The organism is Dermacoccus sp. BD5, assembly GCF_044878485.1.
Lineage (GTDB): Bacteria > Actinomycetota > Actinomycetes > Actinomycetales > Dermatophilaceae > Dermacoccus > Dermacoccus nishinomiyaensis.
This window is the reverse complement of record NZ_JANJER010000023.1, coordinates 12,971-28,207: the sequence shown is the minus strand read 5'-3', so window position 1 is coordinate 28,207 and position 15,237 is coordinate 12,971. Positions and strand designations below refer to the sequence as shown.

Genomic DNA, 15,237 nt, shown 5'->3' with positions numbered 1-15,237 from the left:
GGGCGCCGATGCGGCCCGCGCGCGCCCCCCCCCCGCCCCCCGGGGGCCCCCCCGGGGGCCCGGGGGGGGCCCGCCCCCCCCCCCCCCCCCCCCCCCCCCGCGGGCCCCCCCCCCCCCCCCCCCCCCCCGGCGGTCTCGAATCGATCGCGCTGAGGTACAGCCGCGATCAGTGGATCTGCGCGATCAGAGGTTGATCATGTGCCCGGCGATGCCGTGCACGGCTTCCTTCACGGCCTCTCCCAGCGTCGGGTGGGCGAAGATGTTGCGCGAGACCTCGTCGGCCGTCAGATCCCACTGCTGCGCGAGCGTCAGCACCGGGAGCATCTCGGTGACGTCGGGGCCGATCATCGCGGCGCCGAGCAGTTCGTCGTGCTTCGCGTCTGCGATGACTTTGACGAAGCCCACGGCCTCGCCGAGGCCCTGTGCCTTGCCGTTCGCGGAGAATGGGAACGTCGCCGTCTTGACGTCGTAGCCCTTCTCCTTGGCCTGAGCCTCGGAGTAACCGAACGAGGCGACCTGCGGCTGGCAGTACGTCGCGCGCGGGATCATGTCGTAGTTGATCTCCATCGTCTCGACGCCCGCGATGGTCTCGGCGGCGACGATGCCCATGGCCTCGGCGGTGTGTGCGAGCATGAGCTTGGCCGTCACGTCACCGATGGCGTAGACCTTGTCGACGTTGGTGCGGCCGCGCCCGTCGATCTCGATGGCGCCGCGCTCGGTGAGCTTGACGCCGAGATCCTCCAGGCCGTAGCCCTCGACGCGCGGCTTGAAGCCGAACGCCGACAGCATCTTGTCGGCCTCGAGCACCTGCGAGTCGCCGCCCTTGGCGGGGGAGACGGTGACCTTGACGCCGGAGCCGGTGTCCTCGGCCTTCTCGACCTTCGTGCCGGTCATGACCTTGATGCCGAGCTTCTTGTACTGCTTGAGCAGCTCCTTGGACACGTCCGCGTCCTCGGTCGGCACCATGCGGTCGGCGAACTCGACGATCGTCACGTCGACGCCGAAGTTCTTCATGACGTAGGCGAACTCGACGCCGATGGCGCCCGAACCGCCGATGATGATGGAGCCCGGCAGCTCCTCCGAGAGAATCTGCTCCTCGTAGGAGACGATGTTCTTGCTGAGGTCGACCCCGGGCATCGTGCGCACGGTGGCGCCCGTCGCGATGATGAGGTTGTCGTAGGTGACGCTCTGGGTAGAGCCGTCCTCACCCTTCACGTCGATGGAGTGGTCGGCCTTGAGCGTGCCGTGACCGTTGATCTCCGTGATCTTGTTCTTCTTCATCAGGTAGTGAACACCCTTGACGATGTTCGACGAGACCTGACGGGAACGCTTGTGCGTGGGCCCGAACGCCATCGTGGCGTCGCCCTCGATGCCGAACTTCTCCTTCTCGTGCGTGAGCACGTGCGCGAGTTCGGCGTTCTTCAGCAGAGCTTTCGAGGGGATGCACCCGACATTGAGGCAGACACCTCCCCAGTACTTCTGCTCGACAACGGCGGCGCTCAGGCCGAGCTGGGAGGCGCGGATAGCCGCGACGTACCCACCCGGGCCGGCGCCGAGGACGACGACATCAAAATGATTGGCCACGAGGCAGAGCCTAGACCCATCGGGGCGCAGGGTGTGAGTGCAGGTAGTTACTGGCGGGTAGAAGTTTGCGGTGCCCGGTCCCGACCGTTCCCGTGCGCCTCGCGGCGCGTGGGGCTCAGTCGTCCGTCGCCTCGGTGTGCTGCGCGAGCAGCTGCTGCGCCAAGGGCGTGTCGACGACGATCGAGGTGAGGTAGCCCCCGCGGATGCCGGCCGCGACGGCCGCGGCGCGCGCCCGACCGTGCGACAGGGCCACGACGTGGGTGATGAGCCGCAGGTCGTCGGGGCGCATGCTGACCAGACGTGCCGTCAGGCCCGCGTGCACCGGCGCGCCCGTCACGTCGAACAGGGAGCCGGCGATCTCGCCGACGACCTGCAGGCGCGCGAGATCGTCGCGCTCGTCGTCGCTCGCGAGGTCGAACAGGGTGCTCTCGCCACTGCTCCACCCGCCGACGCCGACGAGTGCGAGGGAGCAGTGCTTGGCGTCGTCGAGGGTGCCTGCGACGCTCGCCTGAGCGCGGATGACGGCGGCCGCAGCGGCGTCGTCGGCAACGAGCGGTGCGTAGAAGACGCGGGGTTCTCCGCCGGTGAGGCGGGCGGCGTCACGCACGACGTCGACGGGGGAGGATTCGTACGCCGGCAGGTCGAGGGCCCCGGAGAGCTGGACGATCGGCACGGGTGGCAGACCGTCGAAGTGGCGCACCGCCTTGGCGACCATCCGGCTCCATGGCAGCCCGATGACGTCGGTCGGCTGCGCGAGGCGCCGCATGAGGTCGGCGCCGCGGCGGGCGAGCTCGTCCTGCGCGGCGTCCGTCTCGAGTTCCTCGACGTCGACGACGACGGCGTGTGCGAGCCCGAACGCGTCGCGCAGGCGGCGTTCGAGGTGCTCGCACCCGGCGCCGGGGTCGACGACGTCGATGCGGACGATTCCCTGGTCGCGGGCCTCCTCGAGCAGGCGCGCCACCTTGAACCGACTGATGTCGAGCTCTTCGGCGATGGCCACCTTGGAGGCGTCGTCGAGGTAGTAGCGACGTGCTGCGTGGACCATGAGGCGCTGATGCTGCGGTGCGCTCGCGTCGACCATGGGAACTCCCGGCGTTCGTAGCGTGAATCGTGGGTTGACATTGTGTGTCGAATCACACTTTACTCATATGTGCCTGCTAGTGCTCAAGTGAGCATGGTGCTCGTTCGAGCATTGCACACCAGGCACGACGACATGGGAGGTTTCGTGGGACGACGACGAAATGGCATCGCCCTCCTCGCCGCGACAGCACTGGTGGGCGGTTCTACGACCGCGTGCGCGGGCTGGGGTGGCGGGGTCTCATCGGGTGGCAAGGACAGCATCAACGTCCTCATGGTCAACAACCCGCAGATGATGGACTTGCAGAAGCTCGCGCCGGAGTTCGAGAAGGAGACGGGGATCCACGTCAACTTCACGGTGCTGCCGGAGGACGACCTGCGTGACAAGACGAGCCAGGAGTTCAGCGCCCAGGCCGGTCAGTACGACGTCGCGACGTTGAGCAACTTCGAGATCCCGATCTACGCGAAGGCCGGTTGGGTCGCGGATCTCACGAGCCACGTCAAGGCCGACACCGAGTTCGACCAGGACGACATCCTCGCTCCCATGACCAAGGCGCTCAGCGTCGACGGGAAGATCTACGGCGAGCCGTTCTACGGCGAGTCGAGCTTCCTCATGTACCGCAAGGACATCCTGGCGTCGAAGGGCATCACGATGCCCGCGAACCCGACGTGGCCGCAGGTCGCCGACATCGCCGCCAAGGTCGACGGCGCCCAGCCGGGCATGCGCGGCATCTGCCTGCGTGGTCAGCCAGGATGGGGTCAGCTGTTCGCGCCGCTGACGACCGTCGTCAACACCTTCGGGGGCACCTGGTTCACGAAGGACTGGCAGGCGCAGGTCGACTCGCCCGAGTTCGAGCAGGCGACGAACTTCTACGTCGACCTCGTCAGGAAGCACGGTGAGGCCGGAGCGCCGCAGGCGGGCTTCACCGAGTGCCTCAACAACACCCAGCAGGGCAAGACGGCGATGTGGTACGACGCGACGTCGGCCGCCGGTTCCCTCGAGGCCAAGGGCTCGCCGGTGGCCGGGAAGATGGGCTACGCGCCGGCTCCCGTCGTCAAGACGAAGAACGCCGGTTGGCTGTACGCCTGGTCGTGGGCGATCGAGCAGAAGTCCGAGAAGAAGGACGCCGCCTGGAAGTTCGTCTCGTGGGCCTCGGGCAAGAAGTACGAGAAGCTCGTCGGCGAGAAGATCGGCTGGTCGTCGGTCCCCTCCGGCAAGCGCGCCTCGACGTACGAGATCCCCGAGTACGTCGCCTCCGCGAAGGCGTTCGCCGAACCCGCGAAGAAGGCCATCGAGTCGGCTCAGCCCGACAACCCGGGCGTCCAGCCCCGACCCGCCGGCGGCATCCAGTTCGTCGACATCCCCGAGTTTCCGGCCCTGGGCACCCAGGTCAGCCAGGAGGTCAGCTCGGCCATCGCCGGCAAGCAGAGCGTCGATGCGGCGCTCGAGACGGGCCAGGAGCTCGCGAGCGACGTGGCCGAGGACTATCGCAAGCGTGAAGGGAAGTGAGTGACGTGAGCACCAACGCGCTCGCACGAGGGGACGAGGACGACTTCGAGCACCGCGACCCCGACAACCACGATCTCGAACCGGCTCCGGGCGGCAAGACAGCCCTGGCCCGGACGGGAGCCTGGGCGCGCCGCGCGCCGCTGCTGCCGGCGCTGATCTTCATGATCATCGCGACGCAGCTGCCGTTCGTCGCGACCATCGTCATCTCGATGATGCGCTGGAACGCGTATTACCCCGATGACGTCGGATTCGCCGGCTTCGACAACTTCGTCACGGTGTTCACGAACGTCAACACCCGCAAGGCGATCTGGGTAACAATCCTGCTCACGCTCATCGTCGTCATCATCAGCCTGCTGCTCGGGCTCGGCATCGCGCTGCTGCTCGATCGCAAGTTCAAGGGCCGCGGCATCGTCCGAACCCTCATGATCACGCCGTTCCTCATCGTGCCCGTCGCCGCGGCGCTGCTGTGGAAGCACGCGCTGTTCAACCCCGAGTACGGCCTGTTCAACGGATTCCTCAAGATGGTTCTCGGCGACGACGCTCCGCAGCCGGACTGGATCACGAACAACCCGCTGCTCGCGGTGGCGGTCTCGCTCATCTGGCAGTGGACGCCGTTCATGATGCTCATCCTGCTCGCGGGTCTGCAGTCGCGCCCGATGGACGTCGTCGAGGCCGCGCGCATCGACGGTGCGTCGAACTGGCAGATCTTCAAGCACATGACGCTGCCGCACCTGCGCCCGTACATCGAGCTGAGCACCCTGCTCGGCGCGATCTACATCGTGCAGAACTTCGACGCCGTCTTCACGATCACCTCGGGTGGTCTCGGCACTGCGAACCTGCCGTACCTCATCTACCAGACCTTCTACCAGGCCCACGACTACGGTCAGGCCTCCGCAGCCGGTGTGATCGTCGTCCTCGGCACGATCATCATCGCGACGGCCGCCCTGCGCACCGTCCTCAGCCTCTTCAAGGAGGAGAACTGATGAGCACTCCCGCCTCCGCGGCCGCTGCACCCGCCGCGACGCCGAAGTCCTCCGGGCCCGCGTACACGCCGAACCCGAATAAGAGGTCGGGCGCCCTGCTCGGCGTCCTCGCCTGGATCATCGGCCTGCTGTTCGTCCTGCCCGTCGTGTGGATGGTGTGGATCTCGTTCCACTCCGAGAACGACGCGGCCACCAACCCGCCCAAGTTCGACGCTCCCTTCTCGACGGAGGGCTACAAGAACTTCTTCGACTCGAACCCGTGGCCGTCCCTGGCGAACTCGCTGACGGCGAGCGTCGTCTCGACCCTCATCGTCCTGCTGCTCGCCCTGCCGGCCGCGTACGCCCTGTCGATCCGTCCGGTGAAGAAGTGGTCGGACGTGTTGTTCTTCTTCCTGTCGACGAAGTTCATGCCCGTGGTCGCAGCGCTGCTGCCGATCTACCTGTTCGCGCAGAAGGTCAACCTGCTCGACAACATCTGGCTTCTCATCCTGCTGTACACGTCGATGAACCTGCCGATCGCGATCTGGATGCTGCGCAGCTTCCTCGCCGAGGTTCCGAGCGAGATGCTCGAGGCCGCCCAGGTCGACGGCGCCGGTCTCGTGCGCACGCTGCGTGAGGTCATCGCGCCGGTCGTCATGCCCGGCATCGCCTCGGCCGCGCTCATCTGCTTCATCTTCAGCTGGAACGAGATGCTGTTCGCCCGCGTGCTCACCGGTACGGTGGCGGAGACCGCGCCCGTGTTCCTCACGGGCTTCGTGACGAGTCAGGGCCTATTCCTCGCCAAGGTGTGCGCCGCGTCGATCGTCGTGTCGCTGCCCGTCCTCGCCGCCGGTTTCGCCGCGCAGGACAAGCTGGTCCAGGGCCTGTCGATGGGAGCTGTTCGCTGATGGCCGTCCGCCTTTTGCAATCCACGTTGGCCGAGCTGCCGGAACAGGTGGCGCGCCCCACCTACGACCGCGCGAAGCTGACGACGGGCATCGTCCACTTCGGCGTCGGCGGCTTCCACCGCGCGCATGAGGCGATGTACCTCGATCGCCTCATGAACGACGGCGAGGCATTCGACTCGGCCATCACGGGCGTGGGGGTGCTGCCGCACGACAAGCGCATCGTCGACACCCTCAACGCGCAGGACGGGCTCTACACCCTCGTCCTCAAGCACCCTGACGGCACCCGCGAGCCGCGCGTCATCGGCTCGATCCAGAAGATGCTGTTCGCGCCCGACGACCCCGACGCGGTCATCGACCTCATGGCGAGTCCGGAGGTCAAGATCGTCTCGCTGACGATCACCGAGGGCGGCTACCTCGTCAACCAGGTGACGGGGGAGTTCGAGGCATCCAACCCGGGCATCCAGCACGACCTGGCCGACGGGGCGTCACCGCAGACGGCGTTCGGGCTCATCGTCGAGGCGATCCGACGCCGTCGAGACGCGGGGCTGACGCCGTTCACCGTCATGAGCTGCGACAACCTGCCGGGCAACGGCGAGATCGCGCGGCGCATGATGACGGCGTACGCCGAGCTGAAGGACCCGTCGGTCGCGCAGTACATGCGCGATCACGTCGTGTTCCCGAACTCCATGGTCGACCGCATCACGCCCGTCACGGCGCCGGAGGACATCGCCGAGCTTGCCGACACGTTCGGTGTCGAGGACGGCTGGCCGGTCGTGTGCGAACCGTTCGCCCAGTGGGTGCTGCAGGACGAGTTCACCAACGGGCGCCCGCCGTTCGAGGATGCCGGGGTCCAGATCGTCGACGACGTCGAACCGTACGAGCTGATGAAGCTGCGCCTGCTCAACTGCGGCCACCAGACGCTCTGCTACGTCGGCTACCTCGCCGGTTACCGCTACGCGCACGAGGTGTGCAGCGACCCGTTGTTCGTCGACTTCCTGCTCGGTTACATGGAGAAGGAGGGTTCGGCGACGCTGCCGGAGGTGCCCGGGGTCGACCTCGACGCCTACCGGCACGAGCTCATCGCGCGGTTCGCCAACCCCGAGGTGCGCGACACGCTCGCCCGGCTGTGCATGGAGAGCAGCGACCGCATCCCCAAGTGGCTCGTGCCAGTCGTCAAGCACAACCTTGCGCACGGCGGCGAGATCGACCGCTCGGCCCTTGTCATCGCGTCGTGGGCGCGCTACGCCGAGGGCGCCGACGAGCAGGGCGACCCGATCGACGTCAACGATCGTGCCAAGGAGGCCGTCATGGCGGCCGCAGCGGCGCAGCAGGACGACAAGCTCGCGTTCCTGCGCAACCCGGACTTCTTCGGCGACCTCGTCGACGACGAACGATTCACGACGGCCTACGTCGCGGCACTCGACTCGCTGCACGAGGTCGGAGCCCGAGCCACGCTCGAGGCCCGCGCCGCCCAGGACGCCCGCCCGGCGCGTGAGCCGGCACGGTGACGTCGGGGTGACCTGACGAGGCGTGGTCGGCGCCGCCGACATCGTGCCTGCGGCGCCGGCCGCGTCGGAGTCCTCGGGGGTGAATGGAACCCCAGGACGACCGAGGAGACCGGATGACGTGTGACGAGAGGAACCCCATGCGCGTGCTCGAACTGAGCGCACCCGAGACGCTCACCCTGACCCAGCGTGACGTGCCGACGCCCGGCCCCGGGCAGGTGCTCGTGCGCATGACGTGCGTCGGCGTGTGCGGCAGTGACACGCACTACCTCACGCATGGGCGCATCGGCAGCTACGCCGTCGACTACCCGATGGTGCTCGGGCATGAGGGTGCCGGTGTCGTCGAAGCGGTCGGTGAGGGCGTCGACGCCTCGCGCATCGGCGAGCGCGTCAGCATTGAACCGGGCGTGCCGTGCCGCACGTGTGCGCAGTGCCTCGCCGGCGCCTACAACCTGTGCCCTGACATGGTGTTCCACGCGACGCCGCCGTACGACGGCTCGCTCGCCGAATGCACCGTCCACGACGCCGCCTTCGCGCATCCGGTGCCCGACGGCGTGAGCGACGAGGCTGCTGCGATGGTCGAACCGCTGTCGGTCGGATTGTGGGCCTGCCGCAAGGCCGATGTGACGCTCGGAGATCGCGTCCTCATCACCGGCTGCGGCCCCATCGGGCTCATGTGCCTGCTGGCCGCCCGGGCGCGCGGCGCGCGTGACATCACCGTCGTCGACCTCAACCCCGAACGCCTCGAGCGTGCCCGGGCGCTCGGCGCGCGGGTCGTCGACTCACGTCACGAGAGGTTCGACGAGCGCGAGTACGACGTTCTGCTCGAGTGCTCCGGGGTCGCCTCAGTCACGCTCGCCGGGATGCGGGCCCTGGCGCGAGGCGCTCGCGCCGTGCTCGTCGGGATGGGCGGCGACACCGTCGAACTGCCCCTGTCTGCGCTGCAGGAGCGTGAGGTCAGCGTCACCGGGGTGTTCCGCTACGCGAACACATGGCCGCAGGCGCTCGCGATGCTCGCGGGCGGCGTCGTCGAGGTCGACGATCTCGTGACGGGGCGTTTCGACCTCGCCGACGGCGAGCAGGCCCTGCGCGCGGGCCTGGACGACCCGGCATCCGTCAAGGCCATGATCTATCCGAACGGACTGCCGACGGTCTGATCTCACCGTACGGTTACCGCCGTCCGAACCGCGCGTCGCCCCCGGCGACGCCTGAGAAGGGAAACCATGTCACCTCGACTCGTCGCCGGAGTGGATTCGTCCACGCAATCGACCAAGATCGTCGTCTGTGATGCCGAGACGGGCGCCGTGGTGCGCACCTCGCGCGCGCCTCACCCCGACGGCACGAGCGTCGACCCCGAGGTGTGGTGGCGCGCTTATGAGGACGCGACGGCGGACGGGATGCTCGACGACGTCGAGGCGATCGCCGTCGGCGGTCAGCAGCACGGCATGGTCGCCCTCGATTCGGACGGCGCCGTCATCCGAGAGGCGTTGCTGTGGAACGACGTTCGCTCGGCGGGCGCGGCGCGTGACCTCGTCGACGAACTCGGGGGAGCGGGCGCCTGGGTGGATCGGCTCGACGTCGTGCCCGTCGCGGCGTTCACCGTCGCGAAGGTGCGGTGGCTGCGTGATGCCGAACCGGACAACGCCGCCCGCCTCGACACCGTCGTCCTGCCCCACGACTGGCTGACGGGGCGCATCCTGCAGGCCGGCGGCGGCTTACGAGGATGGACGACCGACCGCGGCGACGCGAGCGGCACCGGGTACTGGTCACCCGTCACCGGCGAGTACGACGCCGACATCCAACGTCTCGCCCTGGGCCGTGAGTTCGGCGTCCCGCGCGTCCTCGGCCCCGCCGAGCCCGCCGGCGTCACCGACGCGGGCCTCGTCGTCGGGGCGGGCACGGGCGACAACATGGGCGCGGCGCTCGGTCTTGGCCTGCAGCCCGGCGACGTCGTCGTCAGCCTCGGCACGTCGGGCACCGTCTTCGCCGTCCAGGACACGCCGACGCGGGACGCGAGCGGGCAGATCGCCGGGTTCGCCTCGGCCGACGGGCGGCACCTGCCGCTCATGTGCACCCTCAACGCAGCCCGCGTGCTGACGGCGGGTGCCCAGCTGCTCGGCGTCGACCTCGACGAGTTCTCCCGCCTCGCGCTCGCGGCACCCATCGGCGCGCAGGGCCTGACGTTGCTGCCCTACCTCGACGGTGAGCGCACGCCCGACCTGCCCGACGCCACGGGCACGCTCGGCGGCCTCACCCGAGCGAACGCGACGCCGGAGAACGTTGCGCGCGCCTGCGTCGAGGGGATGCTCGCGAACCTCGTTGCGGGCGTCGAGGGGCTGAAGCAGCACGGCCTTAGCGCGCGACGCATCGTCCTCATCGGGGGCGCTGCGGCTTCGGCGGCGGTGCGCGAGATCGCATCGATCCTGTTCGGGTTGCCGGTGCACATCCCGGCGCCGGGGGAGTACGTCGGTATCGGCGCGGCGCGCCAGGCGGCGTGGGCGCTGGCCGGAGGTGACGAGCCTCCGGCCTGGCAGGTCGCCTATGACCACGAACTCGAGGCCACGGACGACGACGTAACCGCCGGACGCGCGGTCTACGAGCGCTACCTACGTCTGCAGCGGCAACTGCACGGCTGAACGGGCAACCTCGAGGCGGTGGACGAAAGGGGTTCGCCCACCACCGCACGCCCGTGACACCATGACGCCACCATGCCCGCCACCCGTTACCGCCGCGTTCTTGCCAACCGCCGCACCCGCCAGCTGCTGCTGCTCGGCTTCGCCATCCGCATCCCGACGTTCGGGGTGTCGGTGTTGCTCACGATCCACGTCGTCGAGACGCTGCACCGCACCTGGTCGCAGGCAGGTCTCGTCGCGGCTGCCTCGACCCTCGCCGTCGCGCTGTCGGGGCCGTGGCGCGGGCGCCTGCTCGACACCCTCGGGCTGCGCCGGGTCGTCGCGCCGTCGATCTTGGTCACGGCCGGGTGCTGGGCCGTGGCGCCCTTCGTCGGCTATGTGCCGCTGCTCCTGCTCGCGGCACTGGCCGGGCTGTTCGCCGTGCCGACGTTCACCGTCATCCGTCAGGGCATCATCGCCGCGACGAGCGACGAGGATCGCCGCACGGCGCTCGCGACCGACGGCATCATCGTCGAGCTGTCCTTCATGCTCGGGCCTGTCATCGCGATCGCTCTCGGCGGTCACTTCCCGACGTCGTGGGTGATCTTCTGCCTCGAGATGGCCTCCGCGGCGCTCGCGGCGCTGCTGTGGTGGATCGACCCGCCGATCCGGCAGGCGCTCGACGAAGAGGCTGCCGCGGACGTCGACCTGCCACGCGAACGCTGGGTGACGCCGCGTTTCCTGGCGGTGTGCCTCGTCGGGTTCGCGGCCGTCGTCGTCCTCAGCGGCAGTGACGTCTCGTTCGTCGCCGCAGCCCGTCACTTCGACGCCTCCGCCCAGCTCGGCCTCGTGCTGGCCGTGTGGGGGCTGGGCTCCGTCCTCGGTGGGCTCGTCTACGGCGCGATGACGTCGCCGCCGCCCATGTTCGCGCTGCTCGTCCTGCTCGCCCTGACGACGGCGCCGATCGGCTTCGCCCACGGCGTGATCGGGCTGTGCCTGTGGGGTTTCGTCGCAGGCCTGTTCTGCGCGCCGACGATGACTGCGTCCGTCGATGCACTCACGCGCGTCGTGCCCGAACGGGTGCGCGGCGAGGCGATGGGGTGGCACGGTTCGTTCCTCACCCTCGGCGGTGCGCTCGGTGGGCCGCTCGCAGGCGTGTTCATCGACCGTCACGGCTTCGCGGGCGGTTTCGCGTCCGTCGGGCTGACGGGGGCGGCCATCGCCGGCCTCGGCGCCGTCATGGTCGGGGCGCGACGGGGGCTGCGGTCACGACGGGCCGGTCTGCCGGCGTCTTCACAGGCGCAGGGCACCGACGTCGAACCCACCGCCGCGCCGATTAGGGCTGAGTCACACCGGCTGCTATCGTGGTGGGCACCAGCCGGACGTTCGCATGGCCTCATCGAGGCAGTGAAAGCGCTCGGTGCGCAAGAGGGGCTTCGGTCTCCACCCTCGGTCTCCTTCGGGAGGCAGGGTCTTGGTCACGATGCACGACGAGGCACCCGCCTCGATGGCGACGGAACAATCATCGCGTCGTGCGTGTTGAACGAAGACTTCTTGCGCTCGCAAGAAGTCTTTTTTGTTGCCCGGACACCGTCGGTGGCCGGGCACACCGCAACAACTCGTGAACATCACACTCGTGAAGGAGCAGGCCATCAGCGCTGAGCCACGCATCAACGACCGAATCCGAGTCCCGGAAGTTCGGTTGGTGGGCCCCAATGGTGAGCAGGTGGGCATCGTCCGAGTCGAGGACGCGCTGCGCCTCGCCGCCGAGGCCGACCTCGACCTCGTCGAGGTGGCCCCCCAGGCCAAGCCGCCCGTCGCCAAGCTCATGGACTTCGGCAAGTTCAAGTACGAAGCGGCCATGAAGGCGCGCGAGTCGCGCAAGAACCAGGTCAACACGGTCATCAAGGAGATCAAGCTCCGACCGAAGATCGACCAGCACGACTACGACACCAAGAAGGGTCACGTCGTCCGGTTCCTGTCGGCCGGTGACAAGGTCAAGGTCACCATCATGTTCCGCGGCCGTGAGCAGTCGCGCCCCGAGCTCGGCTTCCGCCTCCTGCAGAAGCTCGCTGAGGACGTGCAGGAGCTCGCGTTCATCGAGAGCGCGCCGAAGCAGGACGGGCGCAACATGGTGATGGTGCTCGGCCCGACGAAGAAGAAGGCCGAGGCGCGCGCCGAGGACCGTCGTCGTCGTGAGGCCGAGAAGGCAGCCAAGGCCGCCCCGGAGCCGCAGGCCGAGACGCCTGTCTCGAGCGAGGCCCCCGAGGCCGAGCAGGTCGCGGTCGAAGAGGCTGCGAAGTAACACCCCCTTCACCCCCGGGTGGAGAACCCTCGTCCCGGGTGATCGGGCGAGGCAGTCAGACAGCCGACGCGCACACGAGCGCGTCGAGGTAGCGAAGGAGTCGGCCATGCCGAAGATGAAGACGCACTCCGGTGCGAAGAAGCGTTTCCGCGTCACCGGTAAGGGCAAGATCATGCGTCAGCGCGCCCGCCACGTGCACAAGTTCGAAGAGCGCGCCAAGCGTCAGTCGCGTCGTCTCGTCAACGACGTCGTTCTCGCGCCGGCCGACGAGAAGAAGATCAAGCGCCTTCTCGGCCTCTGAGCCGTCCACACCCCCAACTAACTTCGCGGCAGGCGCCAGGCGCCGCCGCCCCACTCAAGGAGTGATCACGTGGCACGCGTGAAGCGGGCAGTCAACGCCCAGAAGAAGCGTCGTACCGTTCTCGAGCAGGCCAGCGGCTACCGCGGCCAGCGCTCGCGCCTTTACCGCAAGGCCAAGGAGCAGGTGACGCACAGCCTCGGTTACGCCTACCGTGACCGTCGCGCCAAGAAGGGCGACTTCCGTCGCCTCTGGATCCAGCGCATCAACGCTGCGGCTCGCCTCAACGGCATGACGTACAACCGCTTCATCCAGGGCCTGAAGGTCGCGGGCATCGAGGTCGACCGTCGCATGCTGGCCGAGCTGGCCGTCAACGACGCCCCGGCCTTCGCCAAGCTCGTCGAGATCGCCAAGGCGAACGTCCCGGCCCAGACGCCGGCTGCCTGATCCAGGCACCTCTTTCGCACCGAACGCCGCTCCACGCCGAAGGGCTCGCTCGACCATGATCACGAACGTCCGTTCCGATCGGGTCAAGCAGGTCAAGGCGCTGGGGCGGCGTTCTGCACGTGACAAGGCCGGGCTGTTCCTCGTCGAGGGGCGCCAGGCCGTGCGCGAGCTCATCCGGTTCGCGCCGATGTCGATCCGCGACGTCTACCTCGACGCCGAGGCCACCGAGCGTCACCCCGACCTGCGCGAACTCGCCGGGGAATGGGCTGACGGCGCCCCAGCAAACGTGCGGCGCTTCGTCCACGACTGCTCGCCGCAGGTGCTCGCCGCGATGTGCGACACCGAACAGCCGCAGGGCATCATCGCCGTCGCCAGGCCGATCGATCGCCCACTGGCCGACGTGCTCGCGGGCTCGCCGAAGTTCGTCGTCATCTGCACGAACGTGCGCGACCCCGGAAACGCGGGCACCGTCATCCGAGGTGCCGACGCGACGGGGGCGGACGCCGTGATCCTCAGCGACGCGAGCGTCGACCTCTACAACCCGAAGCTCGTGCGTTCGAGCGTCGGCTCGCTGTGGCACCTGCCGATCTCGCGCGGGTCGTCGATCGAGGAGATCTTCGCCGCCTGTCGCGCCGCAGGGCTGACACTGCACGCCGCCGACGGCGTTGGCGAGACACTGCTGCCCGACGTCGACCTCGCCACCCCGCACGCGTGGGTCATGGGCAACGAGGCATGGGGCCTCGAGCCCGAGGTGCGCGAGCAGTGCGACGACGTCGTCCGCGTGCCGATCTACGGCCACGCCGAGTCGCTCAACCTCGCGATGGCCGCCACCGTCTGCCTCTACGCCTCGGCTGCCGCCCAGAACTGAGCACCCCTCGCCCGCGCGGACGCGTGGGAATGGGTTTGCGCGCACTCGATAGACTCGGGCGCATGTCTGGCCCCAACACGAACTACGACCCCGTCGAGGTCGCTGCCCTCGCCCCAGAGGTGGTCGAGTCCAACGTCACCGCCGCTCTCGCCGCCATCGCCGCCGCGTCCTCGCTCGAGGAGCTCAAGGACGTGCGCACGGCGCACGCGGGTGACAAGTCCCCGTTGGCGCTGGCCAACCGCGAGATCGGCGCGCTGCCGCCGTCGGCGAAGGCCGAGGCGGGCAAGCGCGTCGGCCAGGCACGTGGCCGTGTGGGCGCCGCGCTGAAGACTCGCCAGGGTGAACTCGAGGCCGAGCGCGATGAGCGCATCCTCACCGAAGAGGCCGTCGACGTGACGACGGCGACCGCGCTGCGTCGCCCCGTCGGCGGGCGTCACCCCGTCGAACTCATGCAGCAGCTCATGGTCGACCTCATGGTCGGCATGGGGTGGGAGGTCGCCGAGGGGCCCGAGGTCGAGGCCGAGTGGTTCGTGTTCGACGCCCTCAACTTCGACGAGGACCACCCCGCGCGCCAGATGCAGGACACGTTCTACCTCGACCCCGCCGACGGCGGCCTCGTCATGCGCACGCACACCTCGCCCGTGCAGGCACGCTCCATGCTCGATCGTGGGGTGCCGCTCTACATCGTCGCGCCCGGCAAGGCGTACCGCACCGACGAACTCGACGCGACGCACCTGCCCGTCTTCCACCAGATGGAGGGCCTCGCGGTCGACAAGGGCATCACGATGGCGCACCTCAAGGGCACGCTCGACCACCTCGCGACGCAGTTGTTCGGTGAGGGCATCACGACGCGCCTGCGCCCCAACTACTTCCCGTTCACCGAGCCGAGCGCCGAGATGGATCTGCGGTGCTTCGTCTGCCGCGGGGAGGACGCGGCCTGCCGCACCTGCGGCGGCACCGGCTGGATCGAGTGGGGCGGCTGCGGCATGGTCAACGAGAACGTGCTGCGCGCCTGCGGCGTCGACCCGGCCGAGTACAGCGGTTTCGCGTTCGGCATGGGCGTCGAACGCGCCCTGATGTTCCGCACGGGCGCATCCGACATGCGCGAGATGATCGAGGGCGACGTCCGCTTCGACGCCCAGTTCGGCTTGGAGGTCTGAG

General features: G+C 68.7%; 14 protein-coding genes. 12 read left to right on the top strand and 2 right to left on the bottom strand.

The window, feature by feature from the left end:
• Positions 1-183 precede the first annotated feature (183 nt).
• Both lpdA and NQ706_RS12865 read right to left on the bottom strand, forming a co-directional pair.
• Positions 184-1,584 (bottom strand): dihydrolipoyl dehydrogenase, encoded by a 1,401-nt coding sequence (gene lpdA / locus NQ706_RS12870; protein ID WP_038568578.1) that lies wholly within the window; start codon positions 1,582-1,584, stop codon positions 184-186.
• Positions 1,585-1,699: 115 nt separating this feature from the next.
• Positions 1,700-2,665: a sugar-binding transcriptional regulator gene (locus NQ706_RS12865; RefSeq protein ID WP_051805940.1), complete on the bottom strand. Its 966-nt coding sequence runs from the start codon at positions 2,663-2,665 to the stop codon at positions 1,700-1,702.
• Between the two features lie 132 nt (positions 2,666-2,797).
• On the opposite strand from NQ706_RS12865, the gene NQ706_RS12860 reads away from it, so the two are divergent.
• The 12 genes from NQ706_RS12860 to pheS all read left to right on the top strand — a co-directional run bounded on the left by NQ706_RS12860 (position 2,798) and on the right by pheS (position 15,236).
• Positions 2,798-4,171 (top strand): sugar ABC transporter substrate-binding protein, encoded by a 1,374-nt coding sequence (locus tag NQ706_RS12860; protein ID WP_288756291.1) that lies wholly within the window; start codon positions 2,798-2,800, stop codon positions 4,169-4,171.
• 104 nt (positions 4,172-4,275) lie between these two features.
• Entirely contained in the window at positions 4,276-5,154 is an 879-nt protein-coding gene (locus NQ706_RS12855; RefSeq protein WP_235182046.1) for a carbohydrate ABC transporter permease, read from the top strand.
• A complete protein-coding gene (locus tag NQ706_RS12850; protein WP_006944162.1) occupies positions 5,154-6,041 on the top strand; it encodes a carbohydrate ABC transporter permease in 888 nt (295 codons plus the stop codon). The genes NQ706_RS12855 and NQ706_RS12850 overlap by 1 nt, the downstream gene beginning before the upstream one ends.
• Positions 6,041-7,549 (top strand): mannitol dehydrogenase family protein, encoded by a 1,509-nt coding sequence (locus NQ706_RS12845; protein WP_038568572.1) that lies wholly within the window; start codon positions 6,041-6,043, stop codon positions 7,547-7,549. The genes NQ706_RS12850 and NQ706_RS12845 overlap by 1 nt, the downstream gene beginning before the upstream one ends.
• 113 nt (positions 7,550-7,662) lie before the next feature.
• Positions 7,663-8,703, top strand: a complete 1,041-nt coding sequence (locus tag NQ706_RS12840) for an NAD(P)-dependent alcohol dehydrogenase (protein WP_038568570.1) — start codon at positions 7,663-7,665, stop codon at positions 8,701-8,703.
• A gap of 66 nt (positions 8,704-8,769) precedes the next feature.
• The gene (locus tag NQ706_RS12835) at positions 8,770-10,182 is read left to right on the top strand and encodes a xylulokinase (RefSeq protein WP_404361038.1); all 1,413 of its coding nucleotides are present in this window, start codon (positions 8,770-8,772) and stop codon (positions 10,180-10,182) included.
• A gap of 72 nt (positions 10,183-10,254) precedes the next feature.
• A complete protein-coding gene (locus NQ706_RS12830; RefSeq protein ID WP_235181926.1) occupies positions 10,255-11,820 on the top strand; it encodes an MFS transporter in 1,566 nt (521 codons plus the stop codon).
• Complete coding sequence (gene infC / locus NQ706_RS12825) at positions 11,780-12,463, top strand: translation initiation factor IF-3 (RefSeq protein WP_338032950.1); 684 nt, start codon at positions 11,780-11,782, stop codon at positions 12,461-12,463. The genes NQ706_RS12830 and infC overlap by 41 nt, the downstream gene beginning before the upstream one ends.
• A gap of 106 nt (positions 12,464-12,569) precedes the next feature.
• Complete coding sequence (gene rpmI / locus NQ706_RS12820) at positions 12,570-12,764, top strand: 50S ribosomal protein L35 (RefSeq protein ID WP_006944255.1); 195 nt, start codon at positions 12,570-12,572, stop codon at positions 12,762-12,764.
• Between the two features lie 69 nt (positions 12,765-12,833).
• Positions 12,834-13,208 carry a 50S ribosomal protein L20 gene (rplT, locus tag NQ706_RS12815; protein WP_038568564.1) on the top strand — a complete coding sequence of 125 codons (375 nt, stop codon included), beginning with the start codon at positions 12,834-12,836 and terminating at the stop codon, positions 13,206-13,208.
• A gap of 55 nt (positions 13,209-13,263) precedes the next feature.
• The gene (locus NQ706_RS12810; protein WP_038568562.1) at positions 13,264-14,076 is read left to right on the top strand and encodes an RNA methyltransferase; all 813 of its coding nucleotides are present in this window, start codon (positions 13,264-13,266) and stop codon (positions 14,074-14,076) included.
• Positions 14,077-14,138: 62 nt separating this feature from the next.
• Complete coding sequence (pheS, locus tag NQ706_RS12805) at positions 14,139-15,236, top strand: phenylalanine--tRNA ligase subunit alpha (RefSeq protein ID WP_038568560.1); 1,098 nt, start codon at positions 14,139-14,141, stop codon at positions 15,234-15,236.
• The last annotated feature ends 1 nt before the right edge of the window (position 15,237 follow it).

Excerpts from the sequence above, each read along its gene's own strand:
- NQ706_RS12835 (WP_404361038.1), top strand. The coding sequence starts at position 8,770 with ATGTCACCTCGACTCGTCGCCGGAGTGGATTCGTCCACGCAATCGACC.
- NQ706_RS12845 (WP_038568572.1), top strand. The coding sequence starts at position 6,041 with ATGGCCGTCCGCCTTTTGCAATCCACGTTGGCCGAGCTGCCGGAACAG.
- rpmI (WP_006944255.1), top strand. The coding sequence starts at position 12,570 with ATGCCGAAGATGAAGACGCACTCCGGTGCGAAGAAGCGTTTCCGCGTC.
- NQ706_RS12850 (WP_006944162.1), top strand. The coding sequence starts at position 5,154 with ATGAGCACTCCCGCCTCCGCGGCCGCTGCACCCGCCGCGACGCCGAAG.
- NQ706_RS12810 (WP_038568562.1), top strand. The coding sequence starts at position 13,264 with ATGATCACGAACGTCCGTTCCGATCGGGTCAAGCAGGTCAAGGCGCTG.
- NQ706_RS12840 (WP_038568570.1), top strand. The coding sequence starts at position 7,663 with ATGACGTGTGACGAGAGGAACCCCATGCGCGTGCTCGAACTGAGCGCA.
- NQ706_RS12830 (WP_235181926.1), top strand. The coding sequence starts at position 10,255 with ATGCCCGCCACCCGTTACCGCCGCGTTCTTGCCAACCGCCGCACCCGC.
- NQ706_RS12865 (WP_051805940.1), bottom strand. The coding sequence starts at position 2,665 with ATGGTCGACGCGAGCGCACCGCAGCATCAGCGCCTCATGGTCCACGCA.
- pheS (WP_038568560.1), top strand. The coding sequence starts at position 14,139 with ATGTCTGGCCCCAACACGAACTACGACCCCGTCGAGGTCGCTGCCCTC.
- NQ706_RS12860 (WP_288756291.1), top strand. The coding sequence starts at position 2,798 with ATGGGAGGTTTCGTGGGACGACGACGAAATGGCATCGCCCTCCTCGCC.